Raw genomic sequence first — 22,502 nt, 5'->3', positions numbered from 1 at the left:
GCTCCCCCTCTCGGGGGAGCTGGCAATGCCGCAAGGCATTGACTGAGAGGGTTCAGAGGAAATCTTATGAAAAACGAAGAAATGGCGCGCCTTTTCTCTGAGGCGACACCCTACATCCAGAAGTATCACGGAAAGACCATGGTGGTAAAGTACGGCGGCAATGCCATGATCAACGAAGAACTGAAAAATGCCGTCATGAACGATCTGGTCACCCTTACCCTGCTGGGTGTGCGCGTGGTGCTGGTGCACGGCGGCGGCCCGGCCATCAACGAGATGCTGAAGAAAGTGGGCGTGGAGAGCCATTTCGCAAACGGTCTGCGCGTGACCGACGATGCCACCATGGAGATCGTGCAGCAGGTGCTGGCCGGTAAGGTGAACAAGGATCTGGTGGCAAAGCTGCGCGGCCGCGGCGTGGGCCTGTGCGGCATGGACGGCCAGATGCTGCGTTGCACCGAGCTGGACCCCCAGCTGGGCCATGTGGGCGAGATCGTGCATGTGGACGCTACCCTGATCGCAAGCCTGCTGGACGGCGGCTTCATCCCCGTGATCGCCACGGTGGGCATGGACGATCTGGGTCAGGCCTACAACGTGAACGCCGACACCGCCGCTGCACAGATCGCGATTGCGCTGAAAGCGGAGAAGCTGGTATCCATGACTGATATCGCGGGCCTGCTGCGGGATAAGGATGACGAGAGCACCCTCATCCCCGAGGTGGAGGTGTCCGAGATCGAGGGCTATAAGTCCGCCGGCATCATTGCGGGCGGCATGATCCCCAAGATCGGCGGCATGGCCGATGCCATCTATCAGGGCGTGCACGAGGCGGTCATCATCGATGGCCGCGTGCCCCACTCCATCCTGCTGGAGCTGTTCTCCAACCGCGGCTCCGGCACCCGCTTTTACCGCCGCAGCCACCGCGAATAAGCATTGCGCCGGTGCCGTGCAGGCGGTATAATAAGAAAAATGACCCTCTCAAGCCTTTGCCAGCATTTTCTGGCGCGAAAGCGCCTGAGAGGGTTTTCTGTTCACAGTTTCTGTTCACAGGAGGGTACACCTATGGATTCTGAAAAAGTCATCAAGCGGGACGGCGAATACGTCCTGCACACCTATAACCGCAACCCTATTGTGCTGGAAAAAGGCCACGGCCTGCGCGCCGCAGGCCCCGAGGGCCAGCAGTATCTGGATTTTACCAGCGGCATTGGCGTGAACAGCCTTGGCTACTGTGATCTGGACTGGGCCGAAGCCGTCTCGGAGCAGGCCCACAAGCTGCAGCATACCTCTAACCTTTACTACACCGCGCCCTGCGGCAAGCTGGCCAAAAAGCTGTGCAAGCGCACCGGCATGAGCAAGGTTTTCTTCGGCAACTCCGGTGCCGAGGCCAACGAGGGTGCCATTAAGGCCGCGCGCAAGTACAGCGTGGACCACTACCGCAAGGACCGCACCACGGTCATCACGCTGGTGAACAGCTTCCACGGCCGCACCATCGCCACCCTGACCGCCACCGGTCAGGAGGTGTTCCACAACTACTTCGGCCCCTTCAACGAGGGCTTCCTGTATGCTCCGGCAGGCGATATCGAAGCGCTGGAGGAGCTGGTGGACCGCACCACCTGCGCCGTGATGCTGGAACTCATTCAGGGTGAGGGCGGTGTGATGGCGCTGGACCCGGACTACGTGCAGGCCGTGCGCAAGCTCTGCGACGAAAAAGACCTTGTGCTCATCGTGGACGAGGTGCAGACCGGCGTGGGCCGCACCGGCACCTTCCTGTGCTGCGAGCACTACAACCTCAAGCCGGACGTGGTCACGCTGGCCAAGGGTCTGGGCGGCGGCCTGCCCATCGGCGCAGTGCTGATGAACGAAAAGGTGGCCGAAGGCATGGGCCCCGGCACCCATGGCTCCACCTTCGGCGGCAACCCGGTGGTCTGCGCCGGTGCCAACGTGGTGGTGGACCGCATGGACCAGAGCTTCCTTGCCAATGTCAACGAGCGCGCCGTCCAGCTGCGTGCAGGCATCGCAAAGCTGCCCCATGTCAAGAGCATTTCCGGCATCGGCCTGATGGTGGGCATCGAGTTCTACGACCTCAAGGCCGCAGATGTGCTGGCCGCCTGCCGCGAAGCGGGCCTGCTGGTGCTGACAGCCAAGACCCGCCTGCGCCTGCTGCCGCCGCTGACCCTCAGCGAGCACGATGTGGATATGGCGCTGGAGATCCTGGGCGATGTGCTGAGCAAAATGGAGCCGACGGCTCCGAAGGAGCAGGCATGAAAAATCTGCTGAGAATGAGCGACCTCTCCCCTGCCGAGCTGACCCACATTCTGGATGTGGCCGACCAACTCAAGGCACAGCAGAAGCTGGGCGGCACGGCCCCGCTGCTGGCGGGCAAAACGGTTGCCCTGATGTTCTCCAAGGCATCCACCCGCACCCGCACCAGCTTTGAGGTGGGTGTGTACCAGCTGGGCGGTCTGGGCAACTACATGAACACCGCCGAGCTGCAGGCCGGGCGCGGCGAGCCCCTCAAGGACACCGCCCGGGTGCTGGGCCGCTACTACGACTGCGTGGTGTGGCGCACCTACCGCCAGAGCGATCTGGAAGAGTTTGCCGAGCTGGCCGGTGTGCCGGTGATCAACGGCCTGACGGATTACGCCCATCCCTGTCAGGTGCTGGCCGACCTGATGACCATTCGGGAGCGCCGGGGCAGCCTTGCGGGCCGGAAGCTCTGCTTTGTCGGCGACGGCAGCAGCATGGCAAACAGCCTCATCGTGGGCGGACTGCTGGCTGGGATGCAGGTCACCTGCGTCTGCCCGCAGAGCTACCGCCCGGCGGCGGATGTGCTGATGTTCGCCCACAAGTACGGCAGCGCCTTCCACCTGACCGCAGACCCTGCCGAGGGTATTCAGGACGCCGACGTGGTGGCAACGGCCGTGTGGAACACCGCCCAGCCCGGCACGCCGGAAAGTGAGCAGCGCCTGCGGGATTTTGTGGGCTATCAGCTCACAAGCAAGCTGCTGGAAAGCGCCAAGCCCGATGTCATGGTGCTGCACTGCCTGCCCGCCCACCGGGGTGAGGAGATCTCCTCGGCGGTGTTCGAGCAGCACGCACCGGAAATCTTTGACGAAGCCGAGAACCGCCTGCACGTGCAGAAAGCCGTGCTGGCCATTCTGCTGGCGGGGAAATAAAAACAGAACGCCAACAGGGCCGCCGCACATCGTTTGTGCGGCGGCCCTGTTTTTTTATCGTGGGAGATTTGTTGGTGGAATAGAGCGTTGGCTGTGCGCTGCGGTGAAATGGCGTCAACCGATACTTTGCTGGTGCTCGTCCCCATAGGTCTCTATGTAGCGGAAGAACAGGTATTCGCACAGCATCAGCAGCTGTACGCGGGACTGCACCTGAATGCCGGAGCACACAAAGTTTGTGGCGTTGACATACAGGTTTTCATCTGCCATGCCGCTGAGGGTATTGCTGCCGAGATTTGTAAAGGAAACCAATGCGGCACCACGGCTTTTGGCAACCGTTGCAGCGGCAATGATCAGACTTGTTTCGCCGGAAATGGAAAGGGCCAGAACCAGATCATCGGAAGTCAGCTGCCGGGCGCTGATATTCATCAGGGTGCTGTCATCGTAACAGAAGGCGGCCTTGCCGATGGTCTGCAGCCGCTTTGCAAGTTCGGAGCCGGGCATTCTGCTGCTGCCTACGGCATACAGCTCAATGCGGCGGCTGCAGTGGATCAGCTCTACGATACGCTCTACGGTCTCCTCCGGAACCATCTCGATGGTTTTGTGGATATCCCGGAAAAAGTCGGTCGGGTGAGATTTTCGCGGCGTTTCCTCCGGCTCAAACAGATCCATGCGCAAAGATGCCTTAAAATCGGAATAACCACTGAAACCGAGCTTCTTGCAAAAGCGGACGACAGAAGCCGGTGAGATGAACAACCGGTCCGCAAGTTCCGTCACCTTGAGATTGGCGATCTCGGTGTGGTTGCGAATGCAGTAAGAAAGAAGCTCATTATCGTTTTTGTTCAGCTGGGGCGTGTGTTCTGCAATGCGGGTGAAAAAGTCCATGATGTCCTCCGGCGGGAAGGCTTTGAAGAAAGTTAGCAGGTGTGAAAATATTTTCAGACTCTGGAATTGTTTCAACTTGGGCAAACTGGTTCAAAACTTTCAAAACGCCTTTAAAAAAATGTTCATATCGATTATATTATAGTCACTCTCCAAAGCGCGCGCAAGGGTAAAATCAGAAACATGATCGCAAAACGAATGTGAGGTTTCAAAAATGGAAGGATTTAAAGTTGTTATTGTCGGCGGCGGCTCCAGCCATACCCCCGGCATTATCCAGAGCTTGATTGCAAATCTTGACCGCTTCCCGCTGAAAAAGCTGGTGCTGTACGATATTGACCCGGATCGTCTGGAGCTGGTCGATACCCTGTGCGGCTCGCTGATTGCAAAGCTGGATCCGGAGTGCGTCTACTTCACCACCACGGACCCGGAAAAGGCCTACACCGATATTGACTTTGCCTTTGCTCAGATCCGTCAGGGCGGCATGGAAATGCGGGAGAAGGACGAGAAGATCTCGCTGGAGTTTGGCGTTGTGGGTCAGGAGACCTGCGGCCCCGGCGGCATGGCATACGGCCTGCGTTCCATCCCCGGCGTGTTCCAGGTGATCGACGATGTGCGCAAGTACGCACCCGAGGCATGGATTATCAATTACTCCAACCCTGCTGCGATCGTGGCTGAGGCCACCCGCCGCAAGTACAACAACTATAAGATCCTGAACATCTGCGATATGCCGGTAGCCATCATGCTGTCCTTCGCAAAGATGCTGGGTCTGGAAAAATACAACGATGTGGACCCGGTCTACTTTGGTTTGAACCACTTTGGCTGGTGGACCCACCTGTACGACAAGAGCGGTGTGGACCGTATGCCGGAACTGAAGGAAAAGATCATGAAGTTCGGTCTGGCTGCTTCTCATGATAAGCACCACTCCGATCCTTCCTGGCGCCACACATGGGAAAACTTTAAGGAAATCCTCACCGACTTCCCGGAGTATCTGCCCAATACCTACCTGCAGTACTATCTGTATGCCAAGGAAAGCGCCGAGGATATGGATCCCAACTACACGCGTGCCAACATGGTCATGGATGGCCGTGAGAAGGACATGATCGAGCAGGCAAAGCTGATCCGCGAGAGCGGCGGCAAGAAGGAAGCAAACCTGAATCTGTTCAATGCTTTTGGCGATTTTATTGTGGATGTGGCATGCTCCATTGCCTATAACAATGCGGACCGCTATCTGGTCATTGTGGAAAACAAGGGCTGCATCCCGCAGATGCCGTATGATGCCATGGTGGAAGTTCCCTGCTACCTGCGCAAGTGGGGCCCGGAGCCTGTTACCATCGGCAATATCCCCCAGTTCCAGCTGGGCATGATGATGCAGCAGGTCTCTTCGGAAAAGCTGATCGTGGATGCTTATTTTGAACACTCCTACCAGAAGGCACTGGAAGCATTCACGATGAACAAGACAGTTCCCTCTGCCAAGGTGGCACGCAAGATCCTGGATAAGATGATCGAAGCCAATAAGGGCTACTGGCCCGAACTGCACTGAGATCCTCAGGAGGTAAATCATGGAGAAGAGAGAGAAGAAAGTTACCTTTTCACAGTTCCAGAAACTGGGAAAAGTTCTAATGACGCCTGTCATGATCCTGCCCATCGCAGGTATTCTGGTGGGCATTGGCTCTGCGTTCACGACAAAGAACATTGTGGCACTGTGGCCGGTTCTGGGCAATACCTATGTCAAGCTGTTCTTTAATCTGCTCAAGGCCATGGGCAATACCATTAACTCCTATCTTCCAATCATTTTTGCTGTTTCCGTTGCCATCGGCTATGCAGAAAAGGAAAAGGGCATCGCGGCATTGTCCAGCGTGATCGGTTTCCTCGCCATGAACAATGTGATGAATATCCTGCTGACCAGTCTGGGCATTCTGGACCCTGCGGCGATGAAGACCGGCCAGTCCATGGTCATGGGCATCGCTTCGCTTGACACCGGTGTATTCGGCGGTATTCTGGTGGGTCTGCTGGTTGCAAAGCTGCATAACAAATACTATAATATTCAGCTGCCGCCGGTTCTGGGCATCTTCTCAGGCACAAAATTCGTGCCGATGATCTCGCTGCTGGCCTGCTCTGCGCTGGGTCTGGTAATGTCTGTGGTGTGGCCCTTCGTTCAGACCGGTCTGGGCTTTATGGGCGAGATCATTTATGACACTGGCATGGCAGGCAGTGTGATCTATGGTCTGGCAGAGCGTGCGCTGCTGCCTTTTGGCCTGCATCACTTTATTTACACTCCGTTCTTCTTCACAAACCTTGGCGGTTCCATGGTCATTGATGGCACGCTGTATGAAGGCGCGGTGAACATTTACAACGCCATGCTGGCTTCTCCGGATGCCATGTTTGACGTGAACATTACCCGCTTTATCATGAACGGCAAGGTTATTTTTGCTATGTTTGGTCTGCCCGGTGCGGCTCTGGCCATGTACCATTGCGCAAAGCCGGAGCGTAAGCCTCAGGTCAAGGCGCTGCTGATCGCAGCCATCATCCCCTCCATCTTCACTGGCATCACCGAGCCCATTGAGTACAGTTTCCTGTTTGCGGCTCCGCTGCTGTTCGTGGTGCACGCTGGCTATGCAGGTCTGGCCTACCTGCTGACTTACATCTGCAAGGTGAATATCCCGGGGCCCAGTTCCTTCGGCGGCCCTTTCCTGAGCACGATCTTCAATGGCATCATGCAGGCGGATAAAGGCTCTAACTGGATCTGGGTGTTCATCATTGGCATTCCCTGCTTCTTCCTGTACTATTTCACCTTCCGCTTCATGATCACCAAGTTCAACTACAAGACTCCCGGCCGCGAAGATGATGGCCAGGAGGTCAAGAAGCTGGACAAGAAAATGAGCGACGAGATGATGGCGACCATCATTGAAGGTCTGGGTGGTGCAGACAATATCCAGCATGTGGATGCCTGCTTTACTCGACTGCGCGTCAAGGTCAAAGACAAGGCTCTCGTTATGCCGGATACTGACTGGAAGCAGAAGACGGGTGCAAACGGCGTCGTTCAGGTCGCAGATGGTGTGCAGATCATCTACGGTGCCAAGGCCGATATCTACAAAAACGACCTCAAGAGCGCTCTGAACATGGACTGATTTTTCAGTGCCGGTCAGGGTTTCCCGAATAAACAGCGAGGGCATCTGCCAACGGCAGATGCCCTTTCTGCATACAAAAAAATCAAACCTTTGCCGCGCCGCGGTCGAGGATCTTATCGAACCGGGCAAAGAAGGTGATGGTGGTGATGGTGGCGGCCAGAATGTCGCTGACCGGCTCGGCCAGAAACACGCCGAACACCGGGTTCGGCAGCAGGTGCGGCAGAATGAAGATGAGGGGGATCAACAGAATGATCTTGCGCAGGCAGGCCAGCAGCAGGCTGACCTTAGCCTGCCCCAGCGCCATAAAGCTCTGCTGGCAGGCGATCTGGAAGCCCATGGCAAAAATGCCCGCCATGTAAATGCGCATGGCCCACGTGGTGTACTGGATCAGTGCGGTGTCCGAGGTGAAAATGCCCGCCACCGCGCCGGGAAACAGCATCATCAACAGCCAGAACAAGCAGGTGTAGGACCCGCACAGCGTCAGCTGAAAACGGAAGGCTTCCTTGACGCGGGCCTTCTTGCCTGCGCCGAAGTTGAAGCTCATCACCGGCTGTCCGCCCTGACAGATGCCCTGAATGGGCAGCGTGCACAGCTGGGATGCGCTGGTGATGACGGTCATGGCACCCACAGCCACATCGCCGCCGTACCGCGCCAGACTGGAGCTGAAGCTGACGGAAAGCAGGCTTTCGGTGGAGAGCATCACAAACGAGGAGATGCCCAGCGCCAGCACCGGCAGAATGATCTGCTTTTCCGGGCGCAGGTAGTCTCTGCGCAGGCGCAGGATGGTCTTTTTGCTGGTGAGAAAGCGGATGATCCATGCCGCGCCCACAGCCTGACTGAGCACCGTGGCAATGGCCGCGCCCCGCACGCCCAGCCCGAACCCGAAGATCAGGATGGGGTCGAGGATAATGTTGATCACCGCGCCGATCACGGTGGTAAGCATACTGGTCTTGGCAAAGCCCTGCGTGGTGATAAAGGGGTTCATGCCCAGCACCGCCAGCACGAACACCGAGCCTGCAATGTAGATGCGGCTGTAGCTCAGGGCGTACGGCAGGGTGGCATCGCTGGCACCGAACAGCCGCAGCAGCACCGGTGCCCCGGCATAGAAGCCAATGGTCAGCACCACGGCAAAGAACATCAGCATGGTAAAGCTGTTGGAGACGATCTTTTCGGCCTGCTGTCTGTCCCCCTGCCCCAGAGCAATGGCGGTGCGCGGCGCGCCGCCCGCGCCCACCAGCATGGCAAAAGCGTTCAGCAGCATCAGAATGGGTGTGAACAGCCCCACGCCGGTCAGCGCTGCCGCGCCAATGCCCGCAATGTGGCCGATGTAAATGCGGTCCACGATGTTATACAGCAGGTTCACCACCTGCGCCACCACGGCGGGGATCATGAGCTGCAGCATCAGCTTTTTGATGCTGCCGGTGCCCATATCTTGTTTTGCCTGTGCCATTGGAATGCTCTCCTCTATACTTCAAATTTGAAAAATATCGTTCCTATTATACTCGGCTCCCGCCCAAAAGAACAGCCTTTTTTGCAAAGAAACCGCGCTTTCTGCCCCAAAAACGCAAAACGGCACGGCTGCGTATGGCTTGCAGCCGTGCCGTAACGGGAGAAAAGTGTTGACGGAAAACCGCTTTTTTGCTATACTGTAAAGGCTAATATATGGAGATGTATCGAAGCGGTCGTAACGAGAACGACTCGAAATCGTTTTGTCCTTAATCGGGCACGTGGGTTCGAATCCCACCATCTCCGCCAACAAAAGGCATCAGCTCAGGCTGGTGCCTTTTTTGCGGCTAGATGGTGAGGATGAGAACAGGGCAGCGGCCCGCAGGCCGCCAGCAATCAGCCCTGCGGGCTGTTGCTTAGCCCGCGGGCGAATATCCACCATCTCCGCCAACAAAAGGCATCAGCTCAGGCTGGTGCTTTTTTTGCGGCTAGATGGTGAGGATGAGAACAGGGCAGCGGCCCGCAGGCCGCCAGCAATCAGCCCTGCGGGCTGTTGCTTAGCCCGCGGGAGAATATCCACCATCTCCGCCAACAAAAGGCATCAGCTCAGGCTGGTGCCTTTTTTGCGGCTAGATGGTGAGGATGAGAACAGGGCGGCGGCCCGCAGGCCGCAAGCAATCAGCCCTGCGGGCTGTTGCTTAGCCCGCGGGAGAATATCCACCATCTCCGCCAGAAGTCGCAGATTGCATTTTGAGACAGGGGGGAATATACTTATATTGGATAGATTCCAATACTATCCAACTTTTTAATGCAACAGCGGTGAATTGCATATCGCAAAGATGCCGTTTGAATGTTGCACGAATTTCTTAACTTGCGATAAAATTTGCGATAAACGATTTTTGGAAGGAATATAATCATGTCGAAAGATGAATATTTGATCACAGATCCACCCCTTAAAGCGCTGACTGTTTTTGCGATGCCGATGATCCTTGGAAGCTTTTTTCAACAAGTATATAATATGGCCGATTCCATAATAGTTGGTCAATTTGTTGGCTCCTCGGCACTTGCGGCTGTTGGTGCTTGTGCTGCACTGACCAATGTTTTTATTTGTGTGGCGCTTGGTGCTGGCGTGGGCGCAGGTGTGCTTGTAAGCCGCTATTTTGGTGCAAAAAATTATGGTAAAATGAAAACCATTGTGTCAACGTCCCTGATCAGCTTTTTGATCTTAAGCGTTGTCCTTGGTGTCTTTGGCTTTTGCTTTTCCCATTTCATGATGAGCGGATTACAGACCCCTGCCGATATATTGGAAGAAGCAGTATTGTATCTGCGTGTCTACTTTGTGGGTTTCCCATTTCTATTCATGTACAACATTCTTTCCACCATGTTCACTTCCATCGGTGAATCCAAAATTCCGTTGGGACTGCTGATATTCTCATCTATCCTGAATATTTTTATGGATCTCTGGATGGTGGCCGGTCTTGGTCTGGGGGTGTTTGGTGCAGCCCTTGCGACCTTGATCGCACAAGGAATTTCTGCCGTGTTTTCGTTTTTGATCTTTCTGTCTCGGATGCGGCAATACAAGAGCTCCTTTAGCAGGTTCGACCGGCAGGAGCTGTATTCCACGCTTCGCATTGCGGTACCATCGGTTTTGCAGCAGTCCACAGTGTCTATCGGTATGATGATCGTGCAGGCAGTGGTAAATCCCTTCGGCACACAGGCACTTGCCGGGTATGCGGCAACGATGCGGGTAGAAAATGTTTTTTCGCTGATCTTCGTATCCATCGGCAATGCAGTTTCGCCGTTTGTATCCCAGAATCTTGGCGCAAAGAAAATTGAGCGTATCAAAAAAGGGTATCATGCTGCACTGGTGTTGGATCTATGCTTTGCAGTTCTTGCTTTCGTGGTCATTGAAATACTGCACACACAGATTTCCTCGTTGTTCTTGGGAAAAGACGGAACTGCGTTGGCCTATCAGGTGTCCGGTGATTATATGAGATGGCTTGGTTACTTTTTCATCTTCATGGGCATCAAGATGGCAACGGATGGCGTTCTTCGCGGACTTGGAATCATGCGGCCGTTTCTTATTGCAAATATGGTAAACCTTGCAATCCGCTTGTCTGTTGCTTTGATTTGTGCACCGCGTTTTGGCATTGCTTTTGTTTGGCTTGCAGTCCCGGCAGGTTGGCTTGCAAACTTCCTTATTTCCTATGCGGCGCTCAGAAGATCGTGGCCAGAGGATAAAGCGGCGGTATCTCAATGATTTCATGCAGTGGAGAGGTGCTTTGTTCTGACGGGTTTCACTTACAGAGAATGTGACGCGAAAAAATTCGCCGGTGTTCCGTTCAGAAAATCAGATGCTCGCTAAAATATTTGTCAGTGTGGTGACAAATGCTTCATCCTGCTCCTTCGTCCGCTTTGGGCTCCCCTTGGGGTGCTTTCCGGCACGGAGGAGCTTTTTGTTTTCATAACGCCGCAGCATGAGAGCTTCCATGTTGTCGGCGGTGTATTCCAAACCGTTCTGATTCAGCACCCGTGCGCGCTTGGCAAGGCACATACTCGCCAGCCCATAGTCCTGTGTTACGACAATATCCCCCGGCTTTACCCGGTTAACGAGGGCAAAGTCTACGCTGTCTGCCCCTTTATCGAACACCAATGTCTGCGCACCTTCCCGCTCGATTTGGTGGGCGGTGTCGCACAGGATGATGACCGGAACGCAAAAACGCTTTGCAATCTGCAAAGTCAAATCCACCACCGGGCAGCCGTCGGCATCAATCAAAATATTCATCGGCTTTCCTCCATCGCCCACCGAAATGCCTTTGCCGTGCGCAGGTCAGCGTCCTTAAAGTGCCCGCCGCTGTTCCACTCAAGGGTGCAGTCTGCGCCACGCTCTATAAGCCGGCTGTGCAGGGTGCGGATGTTATCACCTACCGCAGCCATGACAGCGTTTTTCGTATGCTCTTCCTTGTTGCCAAGGCTCAGATAAACGCGCTGTGCCTGTATCGGGTGCTGCTGTTCAAACTTCATCCATTCCGGAAACCACACCGAGGGAGATGCGGCGGCGATACCATAGAACAGATCAGTCTGGGTGGATGCCCACAATGCAAACAGTCCGGCCAGCGAGTAGCCGCCCAGAATGATTTTGACGTTTTCCGGGAGAGGATACTGCTGCTTCAGTGTGGGAATGACCTGCTCTGTCAGAAAGCACAGGGTTTCCGTAGCCTTGCCACCAAATCCTTGCTTTCCCCACACGGCAGGGGCTTCCCACGGAGAAAGTGCATCGTTCCAGCTTTCCACAGGGATGGCCGCAAACAGAAAGTTCTGGCCGCTTTGTGCGATAGCAACCACTTCGTTGTCTATGCTCTGCAACTCATGTTCGCCTGTCATTTGGAGCAGTAGGTATTCTGCATGGGCTTCGCCGTAAATGCGGCAAGGTCTGTTCCCGATTAGCATTGTCTGTGCGGTCATTGCAGCATCCTCCCGAAAATTTTCGATAAGCCCAGTATAGCAACTGAAAAATCATTTTGCAATTCAAAAGGCGTTCGCATTCGCAAGCAGTGTCTTCGTAAAAAAGCTGGCACCTGATTTGAAGTTGTGCGAGGCTTCCAGAGTGATGTATCAGCAGTTTTTGAACGATCATGCCGTAGCCCATAAGCGGCAGACGAACCGGGCACGTGGGATTTGAACAGGGCAGCGTTATTCAATACCGCTAAGCTCGCGGTACAGCGTGCGGGCATAGGAATCTGTCATGCCGCTGATATAGTCGGTGACCATCAGCAGCCGGAGGTACAAGTCAAAAGGTTCCGTGCCGGTTCGGGCGTTTTGGTAATCCTGCTTGTAATTGCCGGAGAAGATGGCGAGAAGCTTTTTGTCGGCCTTGGAAGGTGCCTGCCCGTCGGTGCAGTATGCAGAGTCATAGTACAGCACGGCGGGAACAAAATGATCCAGCAGAAAATCGAGAATGACCTGTCCGGACAACTCCAGTTTCAGGATGCCGGGCGTATTAAAAATCTGCAAAAGGCATCGGCCTTCCATCACTGCCATTATACAAAAGAAACGCTGCTCCGGCAACAAAAAACGGATTCTCTGAAAAAAACATAAAAACTGCAGCTTGAACATGTGCAGAGTTCCAATTTATTTCGGGATCCGAAAAAAGGAAAGCGGAGTGTTATGCTGCGGTGTACTACTTCCGTCAGATGCACCCGAAATTGAATCAGACAAAAGCTTCCCTTTCCGTGGGCTGCGTGCCTGCGGCGGGGAAGCTTTTTTGTATGCCTGCGGGGCAGGAACGGCGGGATATCAGCCAGATTGCACAAAACGCATTGCACAAAATTGAACAGCTTTTCAAGAAAAAATCTTGCTATTCCGCTTGCGCTCATGTATAATGGACTTGGCTTGAAAGGTAGGATGTTTAAAAACGCTCTGCCGTATGCTGCTGCAGATGACTTGAAAGGTGGAACATGGGATGTTGTATAAGAAAGCTTCTGAGATGAAACCCACTCCGATCCCCCATTGCATGGGCGGCGAGGGCACCGTGATGATGGAACGCTTGCTGGATGCGCCTGCCGAAATGCTGGGCAAGGGCCGCGCCTATGTGCGCCACACGCTGGCACCGGGCGTGACCATTGGCAGGCACACGCATGAGCACGAGATGGAAAGCATGGTCATCGTCTCCGGCCGCGCTGTCCACATTATCAACGGCGAGGAGCAGATCTTGGAGAAGGGCGACATCATTGCCGCCATGCCCGGCGACACCCACCAGATCGCCTGCCTGGGCGACGAGCCGCTGGTGCTGATCGCACAGGTGCTGTACGAATAAAGGAGGAGCTTCAGATGGAACAGATCCGCAGTGCCGATGTTCTGGCCAATTTTCCGCAGGTGGATGAGGAAAAACTGAACGCCGCCCTTGCCGCCGAAGCTGCCGCCAGCAACCGCAAGATCATTGTGCTGGACGACGATCCTACCGGCGTACAGACGGTACATGATATCTATGTTTATACAAATTGGACGGTAGAAAGCCTGCGCAAGGGCTTTGCTGCGCCGGAAAAGCTCTTCTTTATTCTGACCAACAGCCGCGGCTTTACCGTGGCCGAGACCACCAAGGCCCACCGCGAGATCGCGGAGAACACCGCCAAGGTGGCCCGCGAGTTCGGCATGGACTACCTTATCATCAGCCGCGGCGACTCCACCCTGCGCGGCCACTACCCGCTGGAGACCGACCTGCTGCGCGAGGTGACGGAGGCTGAGAACGGTTACAAAATGGATGGCGACATCCTGTGCCCCTACTTCCGCGAGGGCGGACGCTTTACACTGGACAACGTGCATTATGTGCGCTACGGCGCAGAGCTTGTGCCCTGCGGCCAGACCGAATTTGCCAAGGACGAGACCTTTGGCTACCACGCCAGCAACCTGTGCGAATACATTGAGGAAAAAACCGGCGGCAAAGTCCGTGCAGGAGACGTGACCTGCATCTCGCTGGAAAGCCTGCGCGCCATGGACTTTGACGGCATCGAGGCCCAGCTGCTGGCGGTGCACGATTACGGCCATGTGATCGTGAACGCAGTGGCGGACTGCGATGTGAAGGTGTTTGCAGTGGCACTGTACCGCGCCATGGCAAAGGGCCGTCACTTCACCATCCGCAGTGCGGCCGCACTGGTCAAGGCCATCGGCAATATTTCCGACCAGCCGCTGCTCACCCGGGAAAAGATGGTCACGCAGGAAAGCAAGGCAGGCGGCATCATCGTGGTGGGCAGCCACACCAAAAAGACCACGGCCCAGCTGGAAGAACTGAAAAAAGTACAGGGCATCGAGTTTATTGAGATGGACAGCGACAAGGTGCTGGTGCCGGGCGAGCTGGAAAAGGAAGCAGCCGCCATCGTGGCCCACTGCTCACAGCAGATCGCAAAGGGCATCACCTGCTGCGTGTCCACAAAGCGCGTGGTGCTCACCCTGCCGGACGACACTCCGGAAGCAGCCCTCGTGCGCAGCGTTGCCATCAGCGATGCACTGCAAAGCTGCGTGGGCAGGCTGACCGCTTCCCCGGCTTTTGTGGTGGCAAAGGGCGGCATCACCAGCAGCGACGTGGGCGTGAAGGCCCTGCGCGTGAAATGCGCCAAGGTGCTGGGCCAGATCCGGCCGGGCATCCCGGTATGGCAGACCGGTGCCGAAAGCCTGTTCCCCGGCACGCCGTACATTATCTTCCCGGGCAATGTGGGCGAAGTGTCCACCCTGCGGGAAGCGGTGGAAATTTTGCTGGGCTGACACTCTGATGATTTAGAATGCCCGCCGCTTCGCTCTGGGCATATTCAGCGGAAAAATTATTTTTAATGATTGCAAAACAGCCAGACCGCGGTTGCGCAGCAATGAAAGCCCCAGTGGGGCTTTCAAGCGGCAGAACGTTCTTGCGGGAGCAAGATGGAGGGGCCTTGCCCCGACAAGTTCCGCGGGTCTGGCTGTTTTGCTTTTTCACGAAGATAAGCTGCTTCTTGTGCAGTGGGTATTCGTGTGGGGCAGGTTTGTATGGCTTTTATAAAATGCATTGCCGCCGGATACGTTCTCTTTTGCGCGCCAAAAGAGAACCAGAAAGGACGGCAGTGCCCGCAGGGCATGAAAGCCACAGTGGGACTTTTGAGCCGCAGACCGGGTTGCGAAGCAAATGCCACTACCTGTTACGACCCCTTCCCGTGAAAAAGCAAAGCCGGAATGACCGCAGTCATTCCGGCTTTGCAATATACAAAAATAATAATTCCGCTGTTTATGGCGCAGCGCACGCGGAGCCATTTTAAATGAACGATCACTCTTTTTTGGCTTTCTTTTTCTTCTTTGCTGCCTTTTCCTCCGGCTTGTTCTTCATCAGCCTGCCGAGGGATGCGGCAGTGTATACGCAGAAGCAGCCCACCACCACGATCAGCACGACGGCGCTTGCGTCCAGCGCCACGGTGCCGGCGCGGACAGCGGCCAGATACAGTGCCAGCAGCACCACGCCGCCGCCCAGCCACAGGCTGCTGCTGTTCACCTGCTTTTGCCACTCCTGCTGCGGCGTGAGCGGATGCTGCTGCGCCTTGCCCTGCCGGGCCTTCTTTTTCCAGATGTTATCACTTTGAAACGGATTCATGTTCCGGTGGCTCCTTCCCTGTCTTTTTCTTTAAGGGTATTATACGCCGCAAGATGGGATGATGTCCAGAAAGAAGTGGATTTTTCACCACTTGCATCCCACATTTGTGCAGAACGACCAAAACCGGCCCGAAATATCGGCTATTCGCCAATTTACTTTTTGCGGACCGAAGAGTAATCTAATGGTAGGATGTAAAGACGGACAAGCTGTTGAGATTGAACTAAAGGTAGGATGTAGCAAAGAACCTTTGCTGCGGGCTTGTCCGGCACGAGAACGCGAAAAACAAAAGGAGGCTTTTCCGTTATGAAGGTAGGTCTGATCTATACCAGCACCACCCCGGAACTGATCGAACTGGTGGAGCAGGAGGTCAAAAAGCAGCTGGGCGATGATGTGGAGCTGTACAGCCTGCAGGACCCCAGCATTCTGGCAGATGTCCGCGCGGCAGGCTATGTGACCACTGCACCGGCAGCACGCCTGATCGGCATGTACATGAAAGCCGCTGAGGAAGGCGTGGATGCCATGCTGAACCTGTGCAGCAGCGTGGGCGAAGTTGCCGACAGCGCACAGGACGTGGCAAAGTACATTGGTGTGCCTATCGTCCGCGTGGACGAGGAGATGTGCCGCGAGGCTGTCCGCAAGGGCCAGCGCATCGGCGTGATGGCTACCCTGCCCACCACGCTGGAACCCACCAAGGGCACCATCCTGCGCATGGCCCGCGAGTGCAACAGACACGTGGAACTGGTGGACTGTCTGGTGGACGGTGCATTCGGTCTGGATCAGGACCAGTTCAAGGCCCGCATGACCGAGATGGCCGGTACCATTGCCGACAAGGTGGATGTGATCGTGTTTGCACAGGGCAGCATGGCCTACTGCGAACAGTATATCGCCGATAAGTTTGGCAAGGTGGTTCTCAGCAGCCCCCGCTTTGGTGCAGCCGAGCTGAAAAAGGCGCTGGAAAAGAAAGGTACCATTTAAAAAAGGAACAAGAGCCGGAGCACGAGAACGGCTCAGGAGAAGATATTTTTTTGAAGGAGAATTCTTATGAAAAAGATGATTTCCCGTCGTGACTTCCTGAAGGTGGCTGGCATTTCCGCTGCTGCTCTGGGTCTGGCTGCCTGCGGCGGCTCCGGCACCAGCACTGCTGCTTCCACTGCCTCTACTGCAGCTTCCACCGGTTCTTCCGCTGCCGCTTCCGGCTCGGCTGTCACCCTGAAGCTGGGCTTCTCCACCAACGAAGAAGACCCCCGTGCAAAGGGCGCAAAGCAGTTTGCAGAAGAAGTTGCCGAAAAGACCGGCGGCGCTGTGGAAGTTCAGCTGTACCCCTCCGGCCAGCTGGGCGGCGATGCTGACCTGATCAACTCTATCGCTCTGGATTCCGGCACGGTGGATATCATCATCACCGACGCTTCCAACTTTTCCACCTACGATGCAAAGATGGGCATTTCCGCACTGCCGTTCCAGTTCGAGACCTTCGACGATGCATGGGCATTCATGGACAGCGACATCGAGGCTGCCGCTGAGGAAGGCCTGCTGAGCCAGAATATGCGTGTGCTGGCCCACTACTGCAACGGCTTCCGCTGCGTGACCAACTCCAAGGGCCCCATCAACAGCCCTGCCGACATGAACGGTCTGCTGATCCGCACCCCCGAGAACCCCGTCATCATGGCTACCATGACCGCTCTGGGTGCCAACCCCCAGCCGCTGAGCTTCTCTGAGCTGTATCAGGCCCTGCAGCAGAAGACCTACGATGCACAGGAGAACCCCATCCCCGTTATCTACAACAACAACCTGTTCGAGGTTCAGGAGTACCTGAGCATCACCAACCACATCTACTCCGGCATGTGCTTTACCATTGCCGAGAGCAGCTGGAACAAGCTGAGCGCTGACCAGCAGCAGATCGTTTCCGACGCTGCAAAGGCATCTGCCGATTACGACCGTGAGCTGAACGAGCAGCAGACCAACGACCTGGTCTCCGCTCTGGAAGAGAAGGGCATGAAGATCAACAGCCCGGAACTGGCTCCGTTTGCAGCTGCGACCGAAAAGGTCCTGACCGACAACGCTGATACCTACGGCGACCTGCTGGATCAGCTGAAGGCATGGAAAGAAGCCCGCTGAGATCACTGACCAGAAAACCTTGAAATAAAACCGAAGCAAAGGGACGAGGGGGCGTGCCCTTCGTCCCTTTGCATTTTATCTGAATCGCACTTGGAAAGGAGTTTGTACTGTGAAAAAACTGCAAACCACTCTGGACAAGATCACCACCCTCATTTCCGCCATTCTGTGCGCGGCTATGATGGTAATTCTGTTCGCAAACGTTGTGCTGCGCCTGATCCCCGGCATCGGCGGCTTCAAGTGGTATATGGAGAGCAGCCAGTATCTGAACGTCTGGTCCATGCTCATTGCCTGCATTGGCATCAACGCCATGGGCACCAACCTCCGCGTGGAGGTGGTGGATTCCATCCTCGGTAAGACTCCGCTGGGCAAAAAGATCGTTGTCATCATCCGTGATGTGTTCATCATCCTGTTCTACGTCATGGTCACCTACGGCGGCTACCAGCTGTGCACCCGCGCAAAGCAGGCCGTTTCCACCATGCCGCAGTTCACCATGGGTCAGGTGTACACCATCTTCCCCATTGCCGGTGTGCTGTGCATCCTGTCCGCCGTTCTCAATCTGGTGGTTGAGCTTACCACGAAACCTGAAGGAGGCGAATCCAAATGATCGCATGGCTGCTGATCTCATTCTTCGTTCTGCTGTTTCTGGGTGTGCCCATCGCCATGAGTCTGGGCCTGTCCGCCATGGGCGGCATCCTGTTCCTGGGCGGCGGCAGCACCGTCACCATTGCCCAGCGCATGTTTGAGGGCATGAACAGCTTTGCACTGCTGGCCATCCCTCTGTACACCTTTGCCGGCTTCACCATGTCCAAGGGCGGTATTTCCAAGCGCCTGATGGACTTCTGCTACTCCATCGTCGGCCACATCTACGGCGGTCTGGCTCACGTGAACGTGCTTTCCAGCATGATCTTTGCGGGCATCTCCGGTTCCGCTGTTGCCGATACCGCTGGTGTTTCCGGCATGTTCATGCCGGAAATGATCCGCAAGGGCTACTCCAAGAACTTTACCGTTGCCGTTACCGCCATTTCCTCCACCATCGGCATCATCATTCCTCCGTCCATCCCCATGGTGGTCATTGCCGGTATCTGCGGCATCTCCACCGGTAAGCTGTTCCTCGGCGGCATCATCCCCGGCATCCTGTGCGGTCTGGCACAGATGATCGTCAGCTACTTCCTCGCTAAGAAAGAAGGCGTGCCCAAGGAGCCCGGTCACTTCACCATCGGCCCTGTGCTGCACGGCCTGTGGGAGAGCTGGCCCGCCCTGCTCATGCCTATCATCATCGTGGGCACCATTACCATGGGTATCGTCAGCCCCACCGAGGCAGGCGTGATCGCTGTTGTTTACGGTCTGTTTGCCGGCGGCATCATCTACCGCGAACTCAAGTGGGAAGACATCAAGTTTGCCTTTGCAGAGACCGTCCGCACCAGCGGCCGTATCTTCATCGTCATCGGCGCAGCAAAGCTGTACACTGTTATGCTGACTACCGCAGGCTTTGACAAGTGGGTGGCCAAGACCATGCTGGGCTTCTCCACCAACCCCACCGTCATCCTCATCATGATCCTGCTGATCTTCTTCATCGTCACCATGTTCATGGAGTCCATCGCAACGCTGACCCTGTTTATGCCCATCCTGTATCCCATTGCTCTGGGCGTGGGCATCAACCCCATCGTGCTCAGCGTTCTGATCACCGTGGTCATCGGCATTGGTCTGGTCACTCCCCCGGTGGGCATGTGTATCTACGTTGCCTGCGACCTGATGGATACGACTGTTGGTGAAGTGTTCCCCACATTGGTGCCGTTTATTGCGGCCACCTTCGTCTGCATTGCCCTGATGGTCGCCTTCCCTCAGCTGATCCTGCTGCCCACCTATTTGATGGCGTAACCGTTGCGTCCGCTTTTCAGATATGGTAAAATAGTGGTGGAAGTTCAACATGTGATGTTTAGAGGCTTTCTGCCCCAGAACGTTCCACGTTGAACGACCCCGAATATCCACCGAACCGGATTTGGAGGCGGAACTATGTCAATGGAACATCCTGAAAAACAGAAGAATGCGGTAAAGTCTGTAGTCGATCAGGTCATGGATGGGATCATCTCCCAGATCATCGACGGCACCCTGCATCCGGGCGACAAGCTGCCTACCGAAATGGAACTGTGCAAGCAGTTCGGCGCGGGCCGCAACTCGGTGCGGGAAGCTGTGAAAAAGCTGCAGGCCTACGGCATCCTGTACATCAAGCGTGCCGACGGCACCTTTGTGAGCGAAAACTACAACCAGAAAATGCTGGACCCGATGCTGTACAGCATCATCCTGCAGAAGAACAGCTGGCAGGAATTTGTGGAACTGCGCTCCGTCATCGATATCGGTACGCTGAATATTATCATTCAGCGCAATGATATCACATCCTTTCTGCCGGACCTGTACCGCACCTTCGGCGAGCTTTCTGCCGAAATGCACTCGCCGGAGCCTTCGGTGGACAAGGTGCTGGAGCTGGACAGCCGGTTCCACACCCAGATCGCCAATGCGGCCCAGAACCCTATGCTGGCCACCATCACCGAGTATATCACCCGGCTGACGATGCCCAGCCGTCTGGAGACCACCCGCAAGGTGCTTGCCAAGGGCGAAGAGGAGATCGAGCGGTTCGTAGAGCTGCACCGCCAGCTGCTCAGTGTGATCGAGCGCAGGCAGGTGGACGAGATCGCCGCTACAGTGCAGGATCACTACATCTTCTGGAAGAAGTAAGCATACAGGCCTCCTGCCTGCCGTAAAAGGCGGGCTGGGGACTGTGAGTTTACAAGATGGGATGTTTGTGCTAAAATGACGTTAGCATCCTTTGTTAAGCTTCTCCAATGCGACATGCAAGGAGTGTTCATCCAATGAAAAAAATCATGATCTCCGTGGCCCCCGTTGCGGCCACAGACATTCTCATCAATCCGCGGGCCATTGCCCGGGATGTGTATGAGTGCTACAAAAACGGCGCATCCATGGTGCACCTGCACTGCCGCGACCTGAACGGCAACCTCACCCCGGATCTGAGCCTGCTGGAAGAAACGGTGGCCTACATCCGCGAGATGTGCGACATCGTGGTGGAGATCTCCACCGGCGGCGTGTCCAACCTGACCATTGAGGAGCGCGTGCAGCCCTGCTACCCCTCCTGGGTGGAAGCCAACAGCCTGAATGTCGGCTCGGTGAATCTGGGTACCTCGGTGTACCAGAACCCCATCAAGGATGTGGAGTACTGCGTCAAGACCATCATGGACAACAAGAAGATCCCGGAGACCGAGGTCTTTGAGCTGGGCATGATCAACACCGTGCGGGAACTGAACGACAAGTTCCACTTTGTAAAACCCATCCTGTTTGCACTGGTGTTCGGCCATGGCGGCGAGATGCCTGCCACGGTGCCGGCCCTGCGCCACATGATCCAGGCGCTGGAAGAGAACTTTCCCAACGGCGACTACCTGTGGGGCTACACGCAGGCCCACCGCGAGGACTGGGAAATGGTCAAGACTGCGCTGGATATGGGCGCTTCCACCGTGCGCATCGGCTTTGAGGATTCGGACATGATCGCGCCGGGTGTCCATGTGGACAACAACGCAGCGCTGATCGCAAAGGTGTCGGACATCGTAAAGTCCAAGGGCATGATGCCCATGACTCCCGACGAGGTGCGCGCCATGCTCAAGATCCCGCCGCTGCGCCGTTAAAAAGGAGGAAAGAAACGTATGGTGATTCAAGGCGTTACTTACCTCTCAGACTTTGAGGCAAAAAAAGCCATCATGGAAATGGCCCGTCGGCTGGAAGCCAAGGGCTGGCTGGTGGCCGGTGACGGCAGCATGAGCGTCCGCGTCGGCCCGCAGGCCGTGTGGGTGACCGTTGCCGGTGCCGACAAGGCCGCGCTCACGCAGGATATGCTGGTGCGCGTGGATATGAATGGCAAGGCGATGCTCAGCGCAAAGCCCAAGCCCCTGCCCGAAGACCTGCCCATCCATCTGAAAATCTATCAGGAAAACGAGAACGCCCAGTGCGTGATGCACACCTATCCGGCCTGCGCGGCTGTGATGGGGATGCAGGGCCAGACCGTGCAGCCTGCAGCATTCAGCCCCGCAGTGCGGGCGCTGGGACGGGTGCAGCTGCTGCCCGCCCAGAACGTGGACGCACAGGCACAGGCTGTCAGCCTGTTGTGCCGCACCGATAAGGCTGTCCTGCTGGAAAATGACGGCTGCCTGACCTGGGGCAAGACCCCGGCAGATGCGGCCCATCTGGTGGAAGCACTGGATTACTACGCAGCCGTCACCGCAAAGCTGGGCTGCGCAGGCTGCTCCAAATGCGGCAGCTGCGGCGGTCACTGCACCGGCTGCAGCAAGTGCGGCGCACCTGCCGTGCAGCCCATGGCTCAGCCCGCTGCACAGCCTGTGGCAATGGCAGTACCCTCCGCACAGCCTGCCCAGCCGGTGAGCCTGCCGGGCGTTACCGGGCTGATCCAGCCGGGCATGGCGCTGCCCACCCTACCCAAACAGCAGGCGGCTCCTGCCCCTGCCCCGGTGCCCGCCGCACAGCCTGCGGCAGTCCCTGCAATGGCAGCGGCCCCGGCCGCACCGAAGTCCGCAAATGCCCGCGATGCCGCAATGGCCGAGGTCATCCGCCGGACGCTGAAGAGTTTTCAATAAC

At 56.2% G+C, this 22,502-nt stretch carries 21 protein-coding genes and 1 tRNA gene; 16 read left to right on the top strand and 6 right to left on the bottom strand.

The window, feature by feature from the left end; genetic code table 11:
• The first annotated feature begins 66 nt into the window (after window positions 1-66).
• From argB to argF, 3 genes are all read left to right on the top strand, one after another.
• On the top strand, window positions 67-921 hold the full coding sequence (gene argB, locus DWY76_RS06425) for an acetylglutamate kinase (RefSeq protein ID WP_005938551.1): 855 nt from the start codon (window positions 67-69) through the stop codon (window positions 919-921).
• A gap of 132 nt (window positions 922-1,053) precedes the next feature.
• Window positions 1,054-2,256 carry an aspartate aminotransferase family protein gene (locus DWY76_RS06420; RefSeq protein WP_120080488.1) on the top strand — a complete coding sequence of 401 codons (1,203 nt, stop codon included), beginning with the start codon at window positions 1,054-1,056 and terminating at the stop codon, window positions 2,254-2,256.
• Complete coding sequence (gene argF, locus DWY76_RS06415) at window positions 2,253-3,167, top strand: ornithine carbamoyltransferase (RefSeq protein WP_120080486.1); 915 nt, start codon at window positions 2,253-2,255, stop codon at window positions 3,165-3,167. The genes DWY76_RS06420 and argF overlap by 4 nt, the downstream gene beginning before the upstream one ends.
• Before the next feature lie 114 nt (window positions 3,168-3,281).
• Here argF and DWY76_RS06410 read toward each other — a convergent pair whose 3' ends face one another.
• Window positions 3,282-4,049, bottom strand: coding sequence for a MurR/RpiR family transcriptional regulator (locus tag DWY76_RS06410; RefSeq protein ID WP_097774515.1), 768 nt, complete (start codon window positions 4,047-4,049; stop codon window positions 3,282-3,284).
• Window positions 4,050-4,260: 211 nt separating this feature from the next.
• On the opposite strand from DWY76_RS06410, the gene DWY76_RS06405 reads away from it, so the two are divergent.
• Both DWY76_RS06405 and DWY76_RS06400 read left to right on the top strand, forming a co-directional pair.
• Window positions 4,261-5,586, top strand: coding sequence for a 6-phospho-alpha-glucosidase (locus DWY76_RS06405; protein ID WP_097774516.1), 1,326 nt, complete (start codon window positions 4,261-4,263; stop codon window positions 5,584-5,586).
• A 19-nt stretch (window positions 5,587-5,605) separates the two neighbouring features.
• Entirely contained in the window at window positions 5,606-7,174 is a 1,569-nt protein-coding gene (locus tag DWY76_RS06400; protein WP_120080484.1) for a PTS transporter subunit EIIC, read from the top strand.
• Between the two features lie 82 nt (window positions 7,175-7,256).
• Here the strand turns inward: DWY76_RS06400 and DWY76_RS06395 are convergent, their stop codons facing one another.
• Window positions 7,257-8,624, bottom strand: a complete 1,368-nt coding sequence (locus DWY76_RS06395; RefSeq protein WP_120080482.1) for an MATE family efflux transporter — start codon at window positions 8,622-8,624, stop codon at window positions 7,257-7,259.
• 214 nt (window positions 8,625-8,838) lie between these two features.
• Here DWY76_RS06395 and DWY76_RS06390 point away from each other — a divergent pair.
• Window positions 8,839-8,929 (top strand) — tRNA-Ser (locus DWY76_RS06390).
• A 607-nt stretch (window positions 8,930-9,536) separates the two neighbouring features.
• Window positions 9,537-10,880 (top strand): MATE family efflux transporter, encoded by a 1,344-nt coding sequence (locus DWY76_RS06385; RefSeq protein WP_120080480.1) that lies wholly within the window; start codon window positions 9,537-9,539, stop codon window positions 10,878-10,880.
• Between the two features lie 90 nt (window positions 10,881-10,970).
• On the opposite strand, the gene DWY76_RS06380 is transcribed toward DWY76_RS06385, so the two are convergent.
• The 3 genes from DWY76_RS06380 to DWY76_RS06365 form a co-directional block, all read right to left on the bottom strand.
• Entirely contained in the window at window positions 10,971-11,405 is a 435-nt protein-coding gene (locus DWY76_RS06380) for a DUF188 domain-containing protein (RefSeq protein ID WP_120080478.1), read from the bottom strand.
• A complete protein-coding gene (locus DWY76_RS06375) occupies window positions 11,402-12,070 on the bottom strand; it encodes an alpha/beta hydrolase-fold protein (RefSeq protein ID WP_120080501.1) in 669 nt (222 codons plus the stop codon). Before DWY76_RS06375 ends, DWY76_RS06380 begins: the two co-directional genes overlap by 4 nt.
• A 243-nt stretch (window positions 12,071-12,313) precedes the next feature.
• Window positions 12,314-12,661 carry a hypothetical protein gene (locus DWY76_RS06365; protein WP_165852581.1) on the bottom strand — a complete coding sequence of 116 codons (348 nt, stop codon included), beginning with the start codon at window positions 12,659-12,661 and terminating at the stop codon, window positions 12,314-12,316.
• 421 nt (window positions 12,662-13,082) lie between these two features.
• Between DWY76_RS06365 and DWY76_RS06360 the strand changes: the two genes are divergently transcribed.
• Window positions 13,083-13,436: a cupin domain-containing protein gene (locus tag DWY76_RS06360; RefSeq protein ID WP_097774654.1), complete on the top strand. Its 354-nt coding sequence runs from the start codon at window positions 13,083-13,085 to the stop codon at window positions 13,434-13,436.
• A gap of 14 nt (window positions 13,437-13,450) precedes the next feature.
• The gene (locus tag DWY76_RS06355) at window positions 13,451-14,878 is read left to right on the top strand and encodes a four-carbon acid sugar kinase family protein (protein ID WP_120080474.1); all 1,428 of its coding nucleotides are present in this window, start codon (window positions 13,451-13,453) and stop codon (window positions 14,876-14,878) included.
• 532 nt (window positions 14,879-15,410) lie between these two features.
• Here the strand turns inward: DWY76_RS06355 and DWY76_RS06345 are convergent.
• Entirely contained in the window at window positions 15,411-15,731 is a 321-nt protein-coding gene (locus tag DWY76_RS06345; protein ID WP_097774523.1) for a hypothetical protein, read from the bottom strand.
• A gap of 303 nt (window positions 15,732-16,034) precedes the next feature.
• Here DWY76_RS06345 and DWY76_RS06340 point away from each other — a divergent pair, with 303 nt between their 5' ends.
• The 7 genes from DWY76_RS06340 (at window position 16,035) to DWY76_RS06310 (ending at window position 22,501) form a co-directional block, all read left to right on the top strand.
• The gene (locus DWY76_RS06340; protein WP_097774524.1) at window positions 16,035-16,706 is read left to right on the top strand and encodes an aspartate/glutamate racemase family protein; all 672 of its coding nucleotides are present in this window, start codon (window positions 16,035-16,037) and stop codon (window positions 16,704-16,706) included.
• A 66-nt stretch (window positions 16,707-16,772) separates the two neighbouring features.
• On the top strand, window positions 16,773-17,846 hold the full coding sequence (locus tag DWY76_RS06335) for a TRAP transporter substrate-binding protein (protein WP_120080470.1): 1,074 nt from the start codon (window positions 16,773-16,775) through the stop codon (window positions 17,844-17,846).
• A 109-nt stretch (window positions 17,847-17,955) separates the two neighbouring features.
• A complete protein-coding gene (locus DWY76_RS06330; protein WP_120080468.1) occupies window positions 17,956-18,450 on the top strand; it encodes a TRAP transporter small permease subunit in 495 nt (164 codons plus the stop codon).
• The gene (locus tag DWY76_RS06325; RefSeq protein WP_120080466.1) at window positions 18,447-19,724 is read left to right on the top strand and encodes a TRAP transporter large permease; all 1,278 of its coding nucleotides are present in this window, start codon (window positions 18,447-18,449) and stop codon (window positions 19,722-19,724) included. The genes DWY76_RS06330 and DWY76_RS06325 overlap by 4 nt, the downstream gene beginning before the upstream one ends.
• A 135-nt stretch (window positions 19,725-19,859) precedes the next feature.
• Window positions 19,860-20,579, top strand: a complete 720-nt coding sequence (locus DWY76_RS06320; RefSeq protein WP_120080464.1) for a GntR family transcriptional regulator — start codon at window positions 19,860-19,862, stop codon at window positions 20,577-20,579.
• A gap of 134 nt (window positions 20,580-20,713) precedes the next feature.
• On the top strand, window positions 20,714-21,538 hold the full coding sequence (locus DWY76_RS06315; RefSeq protein ID WP_097774529.1) for a 3-keto-5-aminohexanoate cleavage protein: 825 nt from the start codon (window positions 20,714-20,716) through the stop codon (window positions 21,536-21,538).
• A gap of 18 nt (window positions 21,539-21,556) precedes the next feature.
• Window positions 21,557-22,501, top strand: a complete 945-nt coding sequence (locus DWY76_RS06310) for a class II aldolase/adducin family protein (protein WP_120080462.1) — start codon at window positions 21,557-21,559, stop codon at window positions 22,499-22,501.
• Window position 22,502: the final 1 nt, after the last annotated feature.

Origin of the sequence: Faecalibacterium sp. AF27-11BH (assembly GCF_003603005.1) — a bacterium.
Lineage (GTDB): Bacteria > Bacillota > Clostridia > Oscillospirales > Ruminococcaceae > Faecalibacterium > Faecalibacterium taiwanense.
This window is presented reverse-complemented; position numbering and strand designations above follow the sequence as displayed.

Excerpts from the sequence above, each read along its gene's own strand:
- DWY76_RS06400 (WP_120080484.1), top strand. The coding sequence starts at position 5,606 with ATGGAGAAGAGAGAGAAGAAAGTTACCTTTTCACAGTTCCAGAAACTG.
- DWY76_RS06410 (WP_097774515.1), bottom strand. The coding sequence starts at position 4,049 with ATGGACTTTTTCACCCGCATTGCAGAACACACGCCCCAGCTGAACAAA.
- DWY76_RS06320 (WP_120080464.1), top strand. The coding sequence starts at position 19,860 with ATGTCAATGGAACATCCTGAAAAACAGAAGAATGCGGTAAAGTCTGTA.
- argB (WP_005938551.1), top strand. The coding sequence starts at position 67 with ATGAAAAACGAAGAAATGGCGCGCCTTTTCTCTGAGGCGACACCCTAC.
- DWY76_RS06310 (WP_120080462.1), top strand. The coding sequence starts at position 21,557 with ATGGTGATTCAAGGCGTTACTTACCTCTCAGACTTTGAGGCAAAAAAA.
- DWY76_RS06360 (WP_097774654.1), top strand. The coding sequence starts at position 13,083 with ATGTTGTATAAGAAAGCTTCTGAGATGAAACCCACTCCGATCCCCCAT.
- DWY76_RS06355 (WP_120080474.1), top strand. The coding sequence starts at position 13,451 with ATGGAACAGATCCGCAGTGCCGATGTTCTGGCCAATTTTCCGCAGGTG.
- DWY76_RS06380 (WP_120080478.1), bottom strand. The coding sequence starts at position 11,405 with ATGAATATTTTGATTGATGCCGACGGCTGCCCGGTGGTGGATTTGACT.
- DWY76_RS06345 (WP_097774523.1), bottom strand. The coding sequence starts at position 15,731 with ATGAATCCGTTTCAAAGTGATAACATCTGGAAAAAGAAGGCCCGGCAG.
- DWY76_RS06420 (WP_120080488.1), top strand. The coding sequence starts at position 1,054 with ATGGATTCTGAAAAAGTCATCAAGCGGGACGGCGAATACGTCCTGCAC.
- DWY76_RS06315 (WP_097774529.1), top strand. The coding sequence starts at position 20,714 with ATGAAAAAAATCATGATCTCCGTGGCCCCCGTTGCGGCCACAGACATT.
- DWY76_RS06340 (WP_097774524.1), top strand. The coding sequence starts at position 16,035 with ATGAAGGTAGGTCTGATCTATACCAGCACCACCCCGGAACTGATCGAA.
- argF (WP_120080486.1), top strand. The coding sequence starts at position 2,253 with ATGAAAAATCTGCTGAGAATGAGCGACCTCTCCCCTGCCGAGCTGACC.
- DWY76_RS06325 (WP_120080466.1), top strand. The coding sequence starts at position 18,447 with ATGATCGCATGGCTGCTGATCTCATTCTTCGTTCTGCTGTTTCTGGGT.
- DWY76_RS06375 (WP_120080501.1), bottom strand. The coding sequence starts at position 12,070 with ATGCTAATCGGGAACAGACCTTGCCGCATTTACGGCGAAGCCCATGCA.
- DWY76_RS06385 (WP_120080480.1), top strand. The coding sequence starts at position 9,537 with ATGTCGAAAGATGAATATTTGATCACAGATCCACCCCTTAAAGCGCTG.
- DWY76_RS06395 (WP_120080482.1), bottom strand. The coding sequence starts at position 8,624 with ATGGCACAGGCAAAACAAGATATGGGCACCGGCAGCATCAAAAAGCTG.
- DWY76_RS06365 (WP_165852581.1), bottom strand. The coding sequence starts at position 12,661 with ATGGCAGTGATGGAAGGCCGATGCCTTTTGCAGATTTTTAATACGCCC.
- DWY76_RS06405 (WP_097774516.1), top strand. The coding sequence starts at position 4,261 with ATGGAAGGATTTAAAGTTGTTATTGTCGGCGGCGGCTCCAGCCATACC.
- DWY76_RS06335 (WP_120080470.1), top strand. The coding sequence starts at position 16,773 with ATGAAAAAGATGATTTCCCGTCGTGACTTCCTGAAGGTGGCTGGCATT.